General features: G+C 45.7%; 16 protein-coding genes. 3 read left to right on the top strand and 13 right to left on the bottom strand.

The window, feature by feature from the left end; translation table 11 throughout:
- Positions 1-72: 72 nt before the first annotated feature.
- The 7 genes from ABMB67_RS09295 to ABMB67_RS09265 all read right to left on the bottom strand — a co-directional run bounded on the left by ABMB67_RS09295 (position 73) and on the right by ABMB67_RS09265 (position 6544).
- The gene (locus ABMB67_RS09295; RefSeq protein WP_251221452.1) at positions 73-756 is read right to left on the bottom strand and encodes a GntR family transcriptional regulator; all 684 of its coding nucleotides are present in this window, start codon (positions 754-756) and stop codon (positions 73-75) included.
- A gap of 111 nt (positions 757-867) precedes the next feature.
- Positions 868-2382, bottom strand: a complete 1515-nt coding sequence (locus ABMB67_RS09290; protein ID WP_251221451.1) for a tripartite tricarboxylate transporter permease — start codon at positions 2380-2382, stop codon at positions 868-870.
- Positions 2383-2403: 21 nt separating this feature from the next.
- Entirely contained in the window at positions 2404-2850 is a 447-nt protein-coding gene (locus tag ABMB67_RS09285; RefSeq protein ID WP_251194878.1) for a tripartite tricarboxylate transporter TctB family protein, read from the bottom strand.
- A gap of 80 nt (positions 2851-2930) precedes the next feature.
- Positions 2931-3950: a tripartite tricarboxylate transporter substrate binding protein gene (locus ABMB67_RS09280; RefSeq protein ID WP_251221450.1), complete on the bottom strand. Its 1020-nt coding sequence runs from the start codon at positions 3948-3950 to the stop codon at positions 2931-2933.
- A 164-nt stretch (positions 3951-4114) separates the two neighbouring features.
- Complete coding sequence (locus ABMB67_RS09275; RefSeq protein ID WP_354571893.1) at positions 4115-4534, bottom strand: PaaI family thioesterase; 420 nt, start codon at positions 4532-4534, stop codon at positions 4115-4117.
- A gap of 13 nt (positions 4535-4547) precedes the next feature.
- Positions 4548-5333, bottom strand: coding sequence for an enoyl-CoA hydratase-related protein (locus tag ABMB67_RS09270; protein ID WP_251221448.1), 786 nt, complete (start codon positions 5331-5333; stop codon positions 4548-4550).
- Complete coding sequence (locus tag ABMB67_RS09265) at positions 5333-6544, bottom strand: CaiB/BaiF CoA transferase family protein (RefSeq protein ID WP_251221447.1); 1212 nt, start codon at positions 6542-6544, stop codon at positions 5333-5335. The genes ABMB67_RS09270 and ABMB67_RS09265 overlap by 1 nt, the downstream gene beginning before the upstream one ends.
- A gap of 209 nt (positions 6545-6753) precedes the next feature.
- Here ABMB67_RS09265 and ABMB67_RS09260 point away from each other — a divergent pair, with 209 nt between their 5' ends.
- The gene (locus tag ABMB67_RS09260; protein WP_354571892.1) at positions 6754-7848 is read left to right on the top strand and encodes a polysaccharide deacetylase family protein; all 1095 of its coding nucleotides are present in this window, start codon (positions 6754-6756) and stop codon (positions 7846-7848) included.
- A 139-nt stretch (positions 7849-7987) separates the two neighbouring features.
- On the opposite strand, the gene ABMB67_RS09255 is transcribed toward ABMB67_RS09260, so the two are convergent.
- Positions 7988-9175 (bottom strand): pyridoxal phosphate-dependent aminotransferase, encoded by a 1188-nt coding sequence (locus ABMB67_RS09255; protein ID WP_251221445.1) that lies wholly within the window; start codon positions 9173-9175, stop codon positions 7988-7990.
- Positions 9176-9570: 395 nt separating this feature from the next.
- Entirely contained in the window at positions 9571-10311 is a 741-nt protein-coding gene (gene nfsA, locus ABMB67_RS09250) for an oxygen-insensitive NADPH nitroreductase (protein WP_251221444.1), read from the bottom strand.
- Between the two features lie 203 nt (positions 10312-10514).
- Between nfsA and ABMB67_RS09245 the strand changes: the two genes are divergently transcribed.
- Both ABMB67_RS09245 and ABMB67_RS09240 read left to right on the top strand, forming a co-directional pair.
- Complete coding sequence (locus ABMB67_RS09245; RefSeq protein WP_354571891.1) at positions 10515-11693, top strand: DUF418 domain-containing protein; 1179 nt, start codon at positions 10515-10517, stop codon at positions 11691-11693.
- A 77-nt stretch (positions 11694-11770) separates the two neighbouring features.
- Entirely contained in the window at positions 11771-12208 is a 438-nt protein-coding gene (locus ABMB67_RS09240; RefSeq protein WP_354571890.1) for a hypothetical protein, read from the top strand.
- A 115-nt stretch (positions 12209-12323) separates the two neighbouring features.
- Here ABMB67_RS09240 and ABMB67_RS09235 read toward each other — a convergent pair whose 3' ends face one another.
- From ABMB67_RS09235 to ABMB67_RS09220, 4 genes are all read right to left on the bottom strand, one after another.
- Positions 12324-13082 (bottom strand): iron ABC transporter ATP-binding protein, encoded by a 759-nt coding sequence (locus ABMB67_RS09235; RefSeq protein WP_251221437.1) that lies wholly within the window; start codon positions 13080-13082, stop codon positions 12324-12326.
- Positions 13076-14026: an iron chelate uptake ABC transporter family permease subunit gene (locus tag ABMB67_RS09230; RefSeq protein ID WP_251221436.1), complete on the bottom strand. Its 951-nt coding sequence runs from the start codon at positions 14024-14026 to the stop codon at positions 13076-13078. The genes ABMB67_RS09235 and ABMB67_RS09230 overlap by 7 nt, the downstream gene beginning before the upstream one ends.
- Positions 14016-14969 carry an ABC transporter permease gene (locus ABMB67_RS09225; protein WP_354571889.1) on the bottom strand — a complete coding sequence of 318 codons (954 nt, stop codon included), beginning with the start codon at positions 14967-14969 and terminating at the stop codon, positions 14016-14018. The genes ABMB67_RS09230 and ABMB67_RS09225 overlap by 11 nt, the downstream gene beginning before the upstream one ends.
- A gap of 403 nt (positions 14970-15372) precedes the next feature.
- Positions 15373-17601: a YcdB/YcdC domain-containing protein gene (locus tag ABMB67_RS09220; protein ID WP_354571888.1), complete on the bottom strand. Its 2229-nt coding sequence runs from the start codon at positions 17599-17601 to the stop codon at positions 15373-15375.
- Between the last annotated feature and the right edge of the window lie 102 nt (positions 17602-17703).

The following is a 17703-nucleotide window of genomic DNA, read 5'->3' as shown; positions in this document are numbered from 1 at the left end:
TGCTTGTTTTCATTCGGACGATCCAAGCCATGTTATGCACAAACGGTGTGCTTTCCTTCAACCGATTGAACATTAATTCCCCTCCTCATCGCCTGGAAGCTGATGAAGATTATATTCTGCTGATTTCCAGGCTTTATGGATATGCATTTCCGCCCGTTCTCTCGCCAGTTTCTTATCCTTGGCAATAATCGCTTCAATGATTTGTTCGTGCTCGCGAAACACCTCCTGCTTTCGATCATGATTGATCCAAGAAGTCGCGCGGATTAAGGCGATCGGATGAGCCAGCGTTCTCCTCATCTTATCGAGCACTTCATTTCCAGCTAATTGAAAAATAAAATTATGAAATTGATCATTGAGTTTAATAATATTCTCATCGCTTTGCGGACCGACATCCTCAGCAAGCGTTTTCTTCATCTCTTTCAGCAACTGCCGGAACTGCTCTTCCGCATCCGCCGTGACATGCTCCGCGGCCAGCTCTGCCCCCAGTCCTTCCAAAACAGCTCTCGTCTGGTAATAATCCTGAATGTTTCGCTGCGTTAATTTCCGGACAAACACCCCTTTATGAGGTTTCAGAACAACCAAGCCTTCTTCCTGCAAGCGAATCAGGGCATCACGAATCGGAGTGCGGCTGACTTCAAGCTCTTCGCTTAATTCTTTCTCCAATAGATGGTGACCCGGCTTATACTTTCCTGATAAAATATCTGACTTCACTCTTTCATACACGGCACCTGTTATTGTTTTCGCTTTTATCGTCATCGCTTTCAACCTCACAGTCCCTCTCTGTATTCCTGTCGCTACAGCTTTTTTAATTGTCTCATTATATCATGTTTAAGCGACTTCCTTAAATATAGAGAGCCTACTTAGCAACTAATTGAGTCCTTTTCGCCTGATCCGTCTGTAAATCCATTTCGCAATCGGATAAGCAATCAGTACAGCAATAAAAATGACCAGGGCAAGGGAAATCGGCCGTGAAACAAAGATATTGAACGAGCCTTCAGATACAAGTAATGATTGTCTGAGCGAACGCTCGGCCATCGGCCCGAGTACTAGCGCCAGGACAAGGGCAGCAGGGGAAAACCCATACAGTCTCATGAAGAAGCCGATCAAACCGAAGACGAGCATAATCCATGTTTCGATCATACTGCCATGTAAACTGAACGTTCCAATCGTACAAAGAATCATAATCACCGGCACGAGTAATTTATAAGGAACCTCCATTATTTTCACAAAGACCGGAATCGCGAAAATATTAATCGCAATTAAAATGATATTCCCTAAATACATACTTGCAATTAGCCCCCAGGCAAACTCAGGCTCCTGTTCCATTAAAAGCGGCCCCGGCTGCAGCCCCCACATCAGAAAGGCTCCGAGTAAAACGGCCGTCGCTCCCGAACCCGGGATCCCGAGCGTCAGCAGCGGAATCATCGCTCCGGAAGAAGCCGCGTTATTCGCCGATTCAGGAGCGACAAGACCAGGCATATGACCTTTCCCGAACTTTTCAGGCGTTTTTGATACTTGCTTTTCAAGTGAATAGGACATTAAAGATGCAATCGTCGCTCCAGCTCCTGGCAGGATTCCGACGACAAACCCGAGAAACGAGCCCCGCAGCAGGGTGAACTTGCTTTCGACAAAGTCGTGTGCATTCGGCCAAAAGCTTTTTTTGTCGTCCAGACGGATGATTTCTTCTTTTTCTTTCTTATGCTGACCGGAATAAAGCGAATAAAAAAGTTCCCCGATCCCGAACAACCCGATCGCTACAGGTAGAAAGTAAATGCCGTTAATTAATTCGGCCTCTCCAAAGGTGAAGCGCTGTGCTCCTGAGATGACGTCGACACCGACGACAGAGATCGCCAGACCAATCAGTGCCGAGATCACGCCGTTAATTTTGTTATCTCCCATAATCATGACCAATGTCAGCAACCCGCCGACCATCACGAGAAAATACTCAGGTGAGCCGAACGCTCCCGCGGCCATCGCAAAATAAGGAGCAAATAAAGTGATAAGCAGAACGCCGATCGTTCCCCCTACAAAGGAAGCGACCGCCTGCATCACCAGAGCCGGACCGACGCGGCCGTTTCTCGCCAGCGGATAGCCGTCAAATGTACTGGCAACCGTCGCCGACTCACCGGGAGTGTTAATCATGATCGAAGTGATTGTTCCCCCGTACATCGATCCGTAATAAATTCCGGCGAGCATGATAACGGCTGTAACCGGCTCAAGCGAGAAGGTCAGCGACAGTAAAATTGCGATTCCCGCTGTCGGGCCAAATCCGGGAATTAAGCCGACGACCATACCAACAAAAGCGCCGATCATTAAAAATAATATATTAATAGGGGTGATTGCCACCGAAAGTCCTAACCAAAGATCTGAAAGTATTTCCACTATTTTCTCCTCCCTTCTCCGTTAGAAGCCGAATATTCCTTCTGGAAAGCCGGCATTCAGCCAGACATCCAGCAAATAGTAGGTTCCTAAAGGCACTAAGATGGAAATCAACGTATTTACGACCATTCTTTGACGGTTAAGGACAAACAAGACGGCAAACGTATAAAGAATCATTCCGATTACGGCCCCTATAATTTGCAAAGTTCCAATAAAGAGAATCGTTAACACAATCATAATGATCATCGTTCTTACATTTTCCGTGATGGCAAAGGATGGCTTATTCTGCAGATGAAGCTTAAGATCTTTCGCAAAGGTAATAGCTGTAAAGACAATTAACAGACCACCAAGCCATAATGGGAAAAACCCCGCCCCCACCTGTCCCGAGCTGGTGACGTATTCATATCTTGTGCCGTACACGGTGAAGAAAATAGATGTGGCAAGCAATATTCCTGAGAATATAACTCTCATTTCGCTCCTCCTTAAAGTGAAAGGGGGACTCTCAGGTGCATGAGTCACCCTTTCTTGTCTACCTATCTATCATTATCCAGCTAGCCAATGACACCGAGTTCAGTCAAAATCTCTTCAAATGTGCTTACCGTCTCCTCCAAATAATTCGAAAAGTCATCGCCATACAAAATGTATTCAGATAAGTGATTTTTCTCGATATACTCTTTCCATTCCGGCGTTTCGGCAATCTGCTTCATCGTATCAATCCAATACTCACGCACCTCATCCGGCACATCCGGCGGCAGAATGACCCCGCGTGGCATCGAAATGTTGACATCTAAGCCTGATTCAATAAAGGTCGGGATTTCCTCAAACTGGCCGGGCAATCTTTCCTGCCCTGAAAATGCGAGCGCTTTCAATTCTCCTGCTTCAAGCTGTCCGAGCACGTCTCCAGGATTCGATACGACAGCATCCAACGTCCCTGCCAACATATCCGCCAGCTGTAAGCCGGTGTCATCATATGGAATATATTCATAATTTTCGACTCCTGCTTCCTCCGCAAAAGTGGCGACAATCATTCTGTCCACGTTGGCAACACCGATCCCGCCGAAATTCAACCGGTTGGCTTTCGCATGTTCAATAAAGTCTTCCAACGTCTCAAATTCTGAATCTCCCGGCACGACGAGGAACATGTCATCCGTTGCCATTAAAGCGACATGGGTGAAGTCTTCATACGTCCAGCCTGGATCAGATTGCAATGGAGTCGTAATAAAGCTTCCGCTCGTTGTCGAAATATCGCTGTCTGAGCCTGCTTTGCCCATTAAATAACCCCAGCCGACTGCTCCGCTTCCCCCTTCACGATTTTCAGGAACGATTGATTCCGGATAAAGCTCATACTGTTCAATGATCTTAATCATGCTTCTTGCCATGACATCATTTCCGCCTCCCGGTCCAAAAGCAATCGTCCAATCAAGAGGGCCGGACGGTTCAAATTCAGCTTCTCCTTCCGCTCCCGCTCCTTCAGCAGCTCCGCCTCCTTCTTGACTCGTTTCATCAGATCCACACGCTGCGATCATTCCCATTACGACTAACATCAGGACAAGTAATAAAAATCTCTTCATCAATAAATCCCCCTTAAGTAAACGCTTTCATTTACTTTTATTATTTTAAGAAAACCTCGTAGCGATTTTTCTTAACAGATTGGCAAGGTTCTTACTTTGTTTCAGAATTAGATAGAGATTGACTACTTTTCAGTTGATCCCAAAAGGTCCTCGCCTTTTGGGATTTACTCGATGTTATACCAGGTCGATGTCGCAACAGCAGCCAGTTTTCCCTCTTCATTGTATAGCTTTGATTCTAAGAAAATGACGTTGTTTCCCTTCTTCGAAAACGAAGACGTACACGAAATCGTTCCTGTGCGAACCGGACGGAGAAATTGCGTTTTAAGTTCCAAGGTGATAGCCGCCCCAAGAAACCGCTTACATAAATGTCCCATCGAAACATCCAGAATAAATGAAATGACACCACCATGCAACGTACCTTGGGGATTAAACATAAAATCTTTGCTTTCCAGCTCGATTGTGCATGTATCCTCCCCATATGAAAACGATAATCCAAAAAGCTTAGCTAAGAAAAATTGTTCAAATTCCGGCTTATGTTCCTGAAGTGCGCGTTCAAAGCTTTCTCTTGCCGCATTTTCATTCATATTTCTTCAGTCCTTAAGAGTACGTGAATTTTGGCTTTCTCTTCTCAAGGAACGCTTGCACCCCCTCTTTATAATCATCCGTATCAAACGAGATCGTTCGTAAGTACTCTGTTCTCTCACTTTCCTCGGTTTGACCGGAAGTGATCAATGAAATAATCTCTTTCATGCTGCGAACGGTGAACTGCGCCTTTTCACAAAGTCCTTGGGCAAACTCATACGTTTTTTCGACGATTTCCTCCGGCTCATAAACAACATCAACGAGCCCGACGCGCAGCGCGTGCTCAACATCAAGAATTTGTCCGGAGAATAAAATATATTTTGCCGTGGACGGACCAACGAGATCAACGAGTTGCTTTGTTGCCGTTAAGCCGTACACAAGGCCAAGCTTCGCTGGAGTAATTCCAAACTTTCCATTCGTATCCGTGAAACGGAAATCGCAGGCAAGCGCAATTTCCAGTCCCCCGCCGATACAAAACGATTGAACCATCGCGATGCTCGGCTTTGTCATCGTGGCTAGGGCGCGCTCCGCTTTATGAGTAGCGGCGTTGTAAATCTTCGCCCCTTCCGCATCAGCCCGCAGCGTCTTAAATTCGCTTATATCTGCTCCGGCAGCAAAGCTTGTTTCATCTGCCCCTCGCAAAATAAGTACTTTAATGTTCTTATCATTTTCCACATCTTCGACGAGTGAAGGAATTTCCTTCCACATTTCGTGCGTAAGCGCATTCCTTTTTTCGGGACGATTGAAAATAATCGTAGCAATTTCACCCTGCTTTTCTAAAACAAGATCCTTTTTTTCCATTACACCTCTTCCTCTCTATATTTATTATAAATAACCTCTTCTTCATACAATTTGGCAATTTCCGCTTCATCCATGCCGATTTCTCGCAGCTTTTCTGCTGTGTTCTGACCTAACCACGGCGCAGCCGAACGAATTTGCAGCGGCGTTTTCGAATATTTCACCGGAACGCCGATTGTTTTAATCTGGCCGAGCTTCGGATGCTCCATCTCGACAATCATCTCTCGCGCCTTAATATGAGGATCATTGAGCGTCTGATCATAGGTGTACACAGGCCCTGCCGGCACACCTGCCGCATCTAATTTTTCAACCCAATAAGCGGTTGGGTGCTCCTGCAAAATCGCTTCAATGTCTTGTTCCAGCTCATCAATGTTATCCATCCGCTTTTGCAAGTCAATGTATTTTTCCGCCGTGATCCATTCCGGCTTTTCAACGACGTGCTGACAAAACTTCTCCCATAAACGCTGGCTTCCAGCCCCGACCGTTACATAGCCGTCCTGTGTGCGATACGATTGGTACGGCGTGGATCGTCTATGTCTTGTTCCCGTTGCCTCCGGTACTTCGCCTTTCCCGAAATAGGCAGCCGATTCCCAAATCGTCCACGCTAATCCTGCATCGACCAATGACGTTTCAAGATATTGTCCCTCGCCTGTGTTTTGCCGATGAATATAGGCTCCGAGAATACCATAGATAGCCGACGCTCCGGCAGCGATGTCGTTAATCGCAATCCCGACTTTGGCCGGTCGCCCGCCAGGTTCACCAGTCATTCTCATAAAGCCGGTCACACCTTGAGCAATGATATCAAAGCCGCCCTTTTGACTGTACGGTCCAGTTTGGCCGAAGCCTGAAATGGAGCAATAAATAATATCAGGCTTGACTTCTTTAATTGTTTCATAGTCGATATTCAGCTTCTTTGTGACGCCCGGGCGGAAATTTTCAATAATAATATCAGCCTCGGCGGCGAGCTTATGAAAAATCTCCACTCCTTTTTCCGATTTCAAATCAAGAGCGAGACTTTTCTTATTACGGTTTGCCATTGCAAAGCAATAGCCTTCGTCATTTATAAACGGGCCCAGTCTCCGTGAATCATCTCCTCCCGGGAAGCGTTCAATTTTTGTAACTTCCGCCCCCATATCGGAAAGAACCATCGTACAATAAGGCCCGGCGAGAAATTGTGTTAAGTCCAGGATTTTCACACCATCTAAAGGTAGCATGATACCCCTCCCTCTCGTATATTGTGTACAATATACAATATACTCGTTAAATTGGGCGATGTCAACAAATATTCCGAAAAATCATAAATAAAAGAATAGTGTGTTGTCTTTGTCCTTCCATGCTAGCTAGTTTTGTCTTATCCTCGGGCAAGAGTAAAAATCAACCAGTTGGAAAAGATATAATACTGTATAGAAAGGAGGATGTGATGATGATTTCCAAAAAGCTCTCCTTTTTGACCTTTGTCGTCAGTATCGGGCTGTTTACTACCATTCCAGTCCAAGCGGAGCATCCTGATTTTCCCTCGACAATCCAGGAAACGACGGTTTATGTTGACAATAAGGCTGTGACGACAAATTACATAAGCCATGAAGGTCATATGTACGTCCCGGCCTTATTTTTCAAGCATACGGGTACTTATGTTGATTGGCTGGAACATGAACAAGCGGTTCTCTTTAGAGCGAAAGAAAAAGCAATTACAGTTCCGGCCGGCAAACCGCGTTCAAATATCTTTGATCGCGCGCTCGGCTTCTTACGCATGACCGATCATGGAAAGCATGCTCTTTTTTTTAACGAAGAAATATTTGTCCCACTGGAAGAAGTGGCGCGTAACCTGGCGATGGTAGTCCATTATGATTCAGTTAAAGCGAAAACGTTTATCACGACAAATATCCCCGCTCCCTTCCATTCAATCGGGAAAGTGAACACGGAAGAAAAGCTTGTCGCCTTAACATTTGATGATGGCCCTGACAATATTTACACGCCGCAAATACTCGATATTTTGAAAGAAAAAAAGGCGGTCGCCACCTTTTTTCTCGTAGGCAAAGAAATACAAACTCATCAGGATATGGTCAGGCGGATTGTTCAGGAAGGACATGGACTCGGGAACCATACGTGGCAGCATCCGAATCTTGAAACGCTCTGGACTGAAAAGGTAAGGGAAGAAATCAAAGAAACCCAATTAGCGATGGAGGCAGCAGTGGGGAGACAGCCGGATTTATTCCGCCCTCCCTACGGTTCGATAACGAAAGCGGATATGGCCTTATTACACGAAATCGGTCTGCGAAATATTTTGTGGTCTGTGGATACGCTCGATTGGAGCGGGTTAACAGCGGATGACATCCTCCTGATCGTTCACGAAAATATTTCTAAAGGCGGCATCATCCTGCAGCACAGTTTCGGAAGCAAGGAGCATGTATTGGATGGCACGATCGAGGCGCTGCCTAAAATCATTGATGAATTAAGAGAGGAAGGCTATACCTTTGTGACGGTACAAACTTTATTGGAGGCGGACAGCCTGGAGTAAGTGAAGGAAAGTTGATCGATCGGAGAGAGCGACATGGCAGCGGAGCTAACATGGCTGTTTATCCTCTGCCGCACTGTCAAGCATTAAAAGCCCCGCTTTCCGAATGTATGTCCGGCAAGCGGGGCTTCCTGTTCCTCTATCATGAAGCCGGCTGAGGAAAAAGCTGAAGCTTTTTAATTCGGTCCATCGCTTCCTGGAGGACGTCCTCATCGCATAGGAGGCCGATTCTGATATATCCCTCGCCATGCTCGCCAAACCCTCTTCCCGGGGCGATCACGACCCGTGCCTCCTCCAAAACTTTATCGGCAAACTCTTCCGACGTATAGCCGTTTGGCACCGGGAACCAGGCAAAGAAAGAGCCTTTTGGGGCGGTAACCTCCCAGCCCATGTCATGCGCTGCCTTGACCAAAACATCCCTGCGGCGTTCATACATCGCGACAAGCTCAGTGACGCCTGATTGATCGCTTAGTAAAGCGTGAGCGGCCGCTTCCTGGATTCCGCCGAAGATGCTGCAATAATAATGATCCTGCAAAAGCTCAATCGCTTCGATGACGCTTCGATTTCCAACGGCGAAACCAACCCGCCATCCTGCCATATTATACGTTTTCGACAGGGTCAGCATTTCGACGCCTACTTCTTTTGCGCCTTCCATTTGCAGGAAGCTTAACGGCGCCTTCCCATCAAATCCGATCGCCCCATAAGCAAAGTCGTGGACGATGCACACGTCATGCTTGTTCGCCAGCTCAATCGCTTCCTCAAACAAGGCCGGCGTCGCGACCGCTCCGGTTGGATTATTGGGATAATTCAAAAACATCAGCTTAGCTTTGTCAATTACTTCAGCCGGAATCGCGGAAAAGTCCGGCAGAAACCGGTGCTCCGCTACGAGCGGCATCGGATGAATCTCAGCGCCGGCTAAGGCGATACCGGATAAATAATCGGGATAGCCCGGATCCGGAAGCAACGCGACATCACCTTGATTGAGCAAACATTGGCTGATTTCAACAAGTCCCGTTTTCGTTCCTGCCAATACGGCAACCTCGGTATGCGGATCAACCTCAACGCCATATTCCCGCTTATAATAGGCCGCGACGGCTTCCTTCAAAAAGAAATATCCTTCAAACGGAGAATATTTATGATAAAGCGGATTTTCCGCCGCCTCTTTCAGCTTCTCAATAATATGCACCGGCGTAGGCTGGTCCGGGTTTCCCTGGCCGAGATTGATAACATCATCATACTCCGCCTTTAATTTTGTTACCTTTTGCACCAGCTTTGAAAAAAATTGGTCAGGTAAACGGTTTAATGCTTCCGCTTTTGAAAATTGCTTCATTCTCTCCACCCTCTATCCTCTACTAACTTCTCCTACGAAAACGGTTCAAGCGCCGCACCTTGGACATACGTCACACACCTAGCCGAGGCCTTCCCCGATTCCATCTGCAAATCTTTCAAAAAGAGGCCGCCCCAAAAGGGAAATGAACCCTTTTGGCGACGACCTCCAGCACGAGGCAGAATGTGCCGTTTAGCTTGGCCAGGAACGAAATGGTGTCATCCGCCTGCGCTTGACACCATCCCGCTGCTTTCTCTTTATCATTTGGCAAGCAGCTCTCTTACCAGGCGTTACCGAACGTCAATGCCTGATCTCTCAGTCACGGTTGATTACATATAAAATTAGTCCTATGCCCAGCTTAGTAGAAAGCAGGAATGTTGTCAATACAAGGCTGCGGACTATTTCAGGAAGCCTTGTTTGCGAATAAATACTTCCACTTCCGGCCGATTCGGTTTGGCGAAATAATTTGCCATTTGCTGCGACCATTTGTCCTGACGCTTCCCTTCGGATCGTGACTGATAATAGCGCTCTGTAATCTCGTCATAGCTGGCAAGCGCCTCGTCCATCACCGACGTATCGTATTTTTCATAATGAACAACAGCCCGCTCCGGCAGACGCGGCTTCTGCTCGGGCTGCTGCGCTGGATAACCGACGCAAAGTCCCATTACAGGAAATGTATACTCAGGCAAATCAAGCAGCTTGGCAACCGCCTCCTGATTGTTGCGAATTCCGCCAATCATCACGCCTCCCATTCCGAGCGAGCGGGCAGCCAAAAGCATATTCTCCGCCACAAGAGCCGCATCAACAGCGCCGACGATCACCTGCTCCAGCTCCGATGCTTCAAATGGCTGGCCACACTTTTCACTTGTATATTTCAGACGATAATAATCCGCGCAAATGACAAAAAAGACCGGGCACGTCTCCACATACTTCTGGTTGCCGGCATAGGCTGCAAGCTGCTTTTTTCTATCCTTGTCGCGAACGACAATAATGCTGTATGCCTGGACATGATGCGAGGATGGCGCCCACCTTCCTGAAGTGACAATTGTCTCAATCGCCGACTCGCTTACCTCCTGCTCCGTGTACGCCCGAATCGAACGATGGCTTTGAATAAGATCAATCATTTCAGAATGTTCCATATTATTTCCTCCTACAGTAACGTTTGTATTCTTAAGTGTACACAAGATCGCCTGTAACCAAAAGCAAAATGTCTGCCCATCTGTTTAGCCGATTAGACAAAATTCCTTTCACTGAACTGGACGGCAGCTGATAAATTGTTCATAATGTGTATGATTAATCATTCCAGTTATGCACAAATAGAATAGGAGGTTTTTCGAACCTTATGACAGCCCGACAACCGCTGCCGGAAAAAAACCGCATTCTCTCGCTCGATATGATGAGAGGGCTGGCCTTACTCGGTATTTTACTGGCAAATAGTATGCATTTTCAATTTGGTTTATTTTTAATACCTGATCTGCACGATTATTACCCGCTCGGTGCGCTCGACCGCGCTGCAGAAATGTTTATCGTCTTATTCGCCCAGGCAAGCTTTTATACGCTCTTTTCCTTTTTATTTGGCTATGGGATGGCGATGCTTAAAGAAAGACTTGAACAACAGGAGCTGCGCTTCGGCGTCGTCTATTGGCGCAGAATGCTGATTTTACTTGGTGTCGGCTATGTGCACGGAGTTTTCATTTGGGATGGAGACATTCTTTTTGTTTATGCGCTCACTTCCTTTGTGCTATTCTTTTTCCTGAAACTAAAGGAGAAGGCACTTTTTATGTGGGCGATTATTTTGCTGCTGCTCATGGCCAGCTCAATCGCGACGCCCGAGGATGACTCGACCTTGCTCCTTGATCAGCAGCTCGCTCACTATTCCGCTGAGGAAAAAGAGGTTCTTTCCGCTGGAAGCTATCCGGAGGTCGTCTCCTTCCGGATGAATGCCGATCCACTCGGCATGGGTATCATCGGCGATATCATCATGGACCTTTCTGCGATGGTCAGTGTTCTCGGCATGTTTTTGCTCGGTTCCTTCGTCGCCCGTAAAAAATGGCTCGAAGACGTTGCGGCGTACCGCCCGCTCATTAAGCGGGTCTGGTGGACGACGCTGCTGGTCGGCTTTCCGTGTAAGCTCGCATTTGTGCTTCATGACTCGTATCAAAATGAAATGCTTCATACGACGGTCGGAGGGCCATTTGTCGCGATGTTTTACGCATCAAGCATTGCCCTGATTGCCTCCACTGAAAAAGGACAGCAGGCACTGATGCCGCTCGCTTATGTCGGACGCTTGTCGCTGACGAACTATCTCGCTCAATCGATCGTCTTTACGACGCTGTTTTATGGCTATGGGGCAGGACTTTTCGGGGAAATCGGCTTCTTTTTCGGAATGGCGGCAGCCTTCGTCTTCTTTGCAATTCAAATTCTGGCCAGCAAATGGTGGCTTCACCGCTTTTATATCGGGCCGTTTGAATGGTTCTGGCGGATGGGAACCTACCTGACCGTCCCACGTTTGAAACGCTGAATAACGCAAGCAGGAGGGCCCGTTCATCTTCGGCCTCCTGCTATTTCCTTTATCAAAATCAGAACGGGAGGATGAACATGCAAAAGAAATACACGGCTTTTCTGATCGCCTTTACGCTGACCGCCGCTGTTTTACTCTGGGGTCCTCCACTCATAAATATGAATCCCTTTGGCATTAATAGTGAGCTGCACGAGGATTCAATGGACATTCAAACCGGGATACTTACTCATGAATCCTATACGGTCCCTATAGAAGGCAACATAGAACAATTAATTTCATTAACCTTATTAATGGAGAAAATCAAGCACCATTGGCATCTCTTCATCGTTGGTTTTTCTCTCCTTACAGCAGGCAGTGTTGTATTTTTCAAAAAAGATGTCAGATCGAGGCTTAATATGGCGGCCTACACTGCGTTGTACTTTCCCCTATTGACCATCTTCCTCGTTGTTTTCGCAACCTATTATCTGAATAAAACGTCAGAAGTAGAGGAGATTTTACAAACGCTGATCCGGTAGAAACAAAGGCTGCCGTCAAGGTGGCGCAGCCTTTATCTTTCACATAACAAAACAAGGCCGCCTCAAAGGAAACGTGAAACCCCTTTGTCGACGGCCTCTTATACTCAGCATTCACCTACGTGAAATAGACACAAATCTTGCAGTTGTTAATATCGTTAATCGGAATATCCATATCGTAAATTTCTTTCAGCACTTCTCTGTTAATAATTTCCGGAGTCGTTCCCTGCTTGACAACCTTCCCGTCCTTCAAGGCGACAATATGATCGGAATAACATGAAGCAAAGTTAATATCATGCAGCACGATCACGATCGTTTTGCCAAGCTCATCTACCATCCGTCTAAGCACCTTCATAATTTGCACAGAGTGCTTCATATCTAAATTGTTAAGCGGCTCATCCAGTAGAATATATTCGGTATCCTGGGCAATGACCATCGCGATATAAGCCCGCTGGCGCTGCCCGCCACTTAACTGGTCAAGAAATTTATCCTGAATATCCTCAAGCTCCATATAGGCAATCGCTTCGTCAATATGCTTCTTATCCTCTTTTGTTAAGTTTCCCTGCGAATAAGGGAAACGTCCGAACGAGACAAGCTCTCTTATCGTTAACCGCAACGAAATATGGTTGGTTTGCTTCAAGATCGAGATTTTCTTTGCCAGATCCCGGCTTTTTGTTTTCGTTATATCAACGTCATCGATCCGTACATCTCCTGAATCCTTGGCAATCAAACGGCTGACAATCGAAAGGAGCGTACTTTTTCCAGCACCATTCGGACCAATGAACGAGGTGATTTGCTGTTTTTTAATGCTGACTGTGACATGGTCGACGACATTTTTCGTTGCATATTGCTTCGTTACATCAATGACTTCTACCATTTTTTACTCTCCTTTAACAATAAATATAGGAAATAAACTCCGCCGATGAAGTTGACAATGACGCTAAGTGTCGTTGAAAACGTAAAGACCCGTTCCACGATTAACTGGCCACCGACAAGGGCGATAATACTAATAAAGATCGCTGCAGTAATTAAATATTTATGCTGATATGTTTTCATGAATTCGTGCGCGACATTGGCCACGAGCAGCCCGAGGAATGTAATCGGACCGACAAGCGCCGTTGCGATCGAAACGAGGATCGCGACGATGAACAGCAGCCGTTTAACAACATAATCATAATCGACTCCTAAATTAATCGCCTGCTCCCGGCCGAGCGAAATCACATCCAAATATTTAATAAAACGATAAAAATAGAGACTTAATAACAGAATCAGAACAATAGATATCCCAAGCAAATCGGTATTGACATTATTGAAGCTGGCAAACATCCGATCCTGCACGGTCATGAACTCGTTTGGATCGATCAGCACTTGCATGAAGGTCGACAAGCTTGAAAACAAGGTCCCGAAGACAAGCCCGATCAAGAGCAGCAAATAAATATTTTGCCCTTCTCTTTTAAAGAGAAGCTTATAAAGAACTCCCGCGAACACGACCATCAATGTGACGGATAAGAGAAAGTTGACATATGGATGAATCAGTGTAAAACCGATTGAACCAAAGGCAAAAATCATAAATGTTTGTAGCAGCAAATAAAGAGAATCCAGTCCGATGATACTCGGCGTCAAAATCCGGTTGTTCGTAATCGTCTGGAAAATAACCGTTGAAAAGGCAATCGCCGCTCCGGTGATGACAATCGCCAAAACGCGGAATCCTCTTCTCGGCAAAATGTATTCCCAATTTCCATTGGCGCTGATCGTCATAAAGACCGCGATTAAAATGACGGACAGGACAGCTAGAGCAATAATTTTCGACTTAAAACCCATATGATTTCCTCCTTAGTAGCAAATAGAGGAAAATCGCACTTCCGATCACACCAACCATCAAACCAATGGCAATCTCATAAGGGTAAATGATAAGTCTGCCCAAAATATCACACGCCAGGACAAAGATGGCTCCTAATAAAGCGGTATACGGAAGATTATCCCGCAGGTTGTCCCCGCGGTAAATCGTCACAATATTAGGGATAATTAAACCGAGAAAAGGGATCATTCCAACCGTTAACACGACAACGGATGTAATCAGCGCAACGATAATAAGTCCTAAATTGACGACCCGCCTGTAGTTTAATCCGAGATTGACGGAGAATTCTTCTCCCATCCCTGCCACCGTAAAGCGGTTTGCGAATAAGTAAGCAAGAATAAGTCCAGGAATACTTATGTAAAGCAACTCATAATTACCTTTAATAATTGTGGCGAAATTACCTTGTAACCAGGCGGACATATTTTGGATCAGATCATGACGGTAAGCAAAAAATGTCGTGATCGAGCTGACAATATTTCCAAACATTAATCCTACCAGCGGAATAAAGATCGTATTTTTAAATTTGATCCGCTCTAAAATTTGCATAAAAATAAAAGTACCCGCCAGCGCAAAAGCGAAGGCAACCAGCATTTGTTGCAGCGGCGTTGCCGAGCTGAACAAAATTAACGAGACAAGAATACCAAGCCTGGCAGAATCCATCGTTCCAGCCGTCGTCGGTGAAACGAATTTATTTCTTGTGAGCTGCTGCATAATCATCCCGCAAATACTCATGCTGACACCTGCAATCAAAATACTCACCAGACGCGGGAACCGTACGAGCCACATCGTCTGAGCCTGCTCCTCATTCATCGAGAAAATGTCGAGTGGCGAAATATCACGGACACCAATGAATAAAGAAACAATGGATAACACAATTAACAGAATCACTAAATATCTTTTCTTCATTAAAAATTCCCGCTCTTTCTATTGGCTAAGGGTTTTTTCAATACGTACAATCGCTGATGGCGTAATCAAAAATGATAATGGTTATCAACACCATGTAAAAAGAAAGCCTTCCAGCGAGAGATATTATATTGATAATGATTATCGTTCCAGCCTCATTTTACCTTTCTTCACCGTTGATTGTCAATGTTTAATCGACAATGCTGTCTCTTTTTCATCGCCGTGAAAGAGCGGTATTCACTTGGAAAGGGAGATCAAGTAGTTTACCTCCATGACGCTCCTGACATACACGTCGCTTTCTGTGGGAAGCTGTCTGTTTTAAATACGGATTTTAAATGATTTTAGGGGCTGGGGAAAAAGGTAAATAAACCTTTTCCCCAGCCCCCTAGGATGATTCTTCCGATTATTAATAGAATCTTTGATTTTGTTCGGCAGCTTCTCTCGCCAGACGGAAGCTTGAAACAGCTAATTGAGCATATGTTGTTTCTTCCTTTGGACGGAACTGGTTCTGACTGGCGGTTAGAAGATCTAACGCATTCGCCAGAGCGACATATCCGCGATATTCCTCCGTCACGAGGTTTGTATCGGCAAAGCCTAATTGATAGATTTCATCATGCTTGCCCGCCGCTTCCAATCCGAGCGCTTTAATGTACCAGACAGCCAACTCTTCGCGTGTAAGCGGCTCATCAAGAGCAAATTCCCTTTCATCCGTATCAAGCACGCCGTAATTCACAGCCTGCTCTACAACTTGAAAGAGCGGATGATCCGGCCCGATATTGTCAAAGGACTGAGCGCGATCATTCTCTCCCGGGAATGGAGGATAAATATACGTGAGTGACTTCATTGTGACCTCTAGTGCTTTTCCTTTCGTAATCTTCTCATCAGCATTGAAGTTTTCTGGATCATCAACGGTTAAAATACCCGCCTGAAGCAAGTGATTCAGTTCCTCCTCCGCCCAAGGGTGAGAAACTTCTGGAAGCACGCGATCTTCGCCGGTTGCCCACTGGCCAGTTAAGGCATCCAGATAAGCGTAGCCCTTGTCAGAGAATGCCGGAACATAGAGCAAATGATAATGCTGATCCTGATCCTCTCTATAATCTCTTACGTAAGAAAGCGAGACTTGAAGAGCCTCATTAAATCGTTCAATCGCCTCCTCTTCAGAGATTGCTTCTGCTGCATTAGGCCATTGATCAATTTCCTCGAATTCAGCGGCAAGATTAATCAATTCGCCGTCCGGTGAGACGGTTACAAACAACTGATTGCCTACTACTTCAAGTCCGTTTTCAATCCGTGGAAAGACAAAGTTGAATTCATTATTATAGGAATAACCATTCTCTTTCACCGGGTAAGCATAGTGATGCAAATACGATGGTGCATATTCCTCTAAATAATCGACTGCCTTCGTCAATGCTTCTTCCTCGGATAACGTACGTCCAAGGTTTGGCTCCTGCCCGATTTCGTTCAGGACGTCCCGCTTAATATTGTAATAATTCACAATTTCGCCCGTTTGTGCATCAAGCTCAAGATTCGTTCCGTACCCGCCATTGCGATACTCATACATATAGTTGACGCTAATTACTTCACGTCCACTATAGCTGTTGTCCCTCCGTTCGACCGATTCAATACGGAGCTTCACTTCATCTGAATCAATCGCCAGCAGTTCTTCAGCAAAACGGCGCGCTGCTTCCAGCGTTATTTCGTTCCCGGCGGATTCCAGCGGCTCATCAGTGAGCATCGTGAATTCACCAAGGGTAGGCACTTCTTCACTAAAGGCGGCTGCTGTCTTCCAGTCACCTGACAAAGCGTGAACGCCTGTTACGAGAGGGAAAGGAGAATAGACGAGCTCTACTTTTTTACTATTTGGTTCATCGTAACGAATTTGATAGTGTAGCTGTAAATGAATGTTTTCTTTTATTTTCTCCACTACATTTTCTTCATCAATCACAGCATCGGCCGCATCATAGCTGTGGTCCTCGCTGCCATTCTCAATCTTATAAAAATCAGTCACGACGCCATTGGCCAGTACGGTAACCTGCAAAGATTGATCAGCCACTGGTACCCCGTTATGCAGACGATTAAATGTGAAGTGATAACGAATCGGTTCCGTTAATGTCTGGTTGCCGTAATAAAAAAATTGATCGTCTGATAATTGATAAGAGCTACCATCCGGATACCGTCCGAGAAGCTCCAAAGCGATCTCTTCGGCTTCTTCCTTTGTTATCTTGCCAGGGAATAAGGCATCAGACAGATCTGCTGGCTGGTAGTTAAATTGCTCAATATGTAAATCTTCCCCGACAAAAAGCGCATTCCCGTACACATACTTGCCGTTACCCATTTCTTTATCGAAATCCAATGCATAGCGAACGACATCCTCATCCTCGCCGCCATAACGAAAGCCACTTCCCATCTGGAAATCATCAGCACTTAGAAAATCAAATGTACCTGGGAATAATTCTTTTAGCTTATCAATCAGCTGCTGTTTTTCAACAATGTTTTCCGTAGAAGATATTTTAATCTCAACAGGCTGAGCCCCCTCTTGGACCGGAAGCGCGCTCGCCCCCGCCACGGGGGCAAAAGTCCCCAATCCAACTACAGCCGCCAATGATAAAATACCTAATCTTTTGCTACTTCTCAAAATATCCCTCCTAGAAAATATCCAAAATTTTTTACTTCTCCGTATAAATATATTACAATTTCTAATATTTTGTATATAGTTCCCAAGATTTTTCATAATTTA

It is taken from the genome of Halalkalibacter oceani (assembly GCF_040544555.1).
In the GTDB taxonomy this organism is placed as follows: Bacteria; Bacillota; Bacilli; order Bacillales; family Bacillaceae_D; genus Halalkalibacter; species Halalkalibacter oceani.
This window is presented reverse-complemented; position numbering and strand designations above follow the sequence as displayed.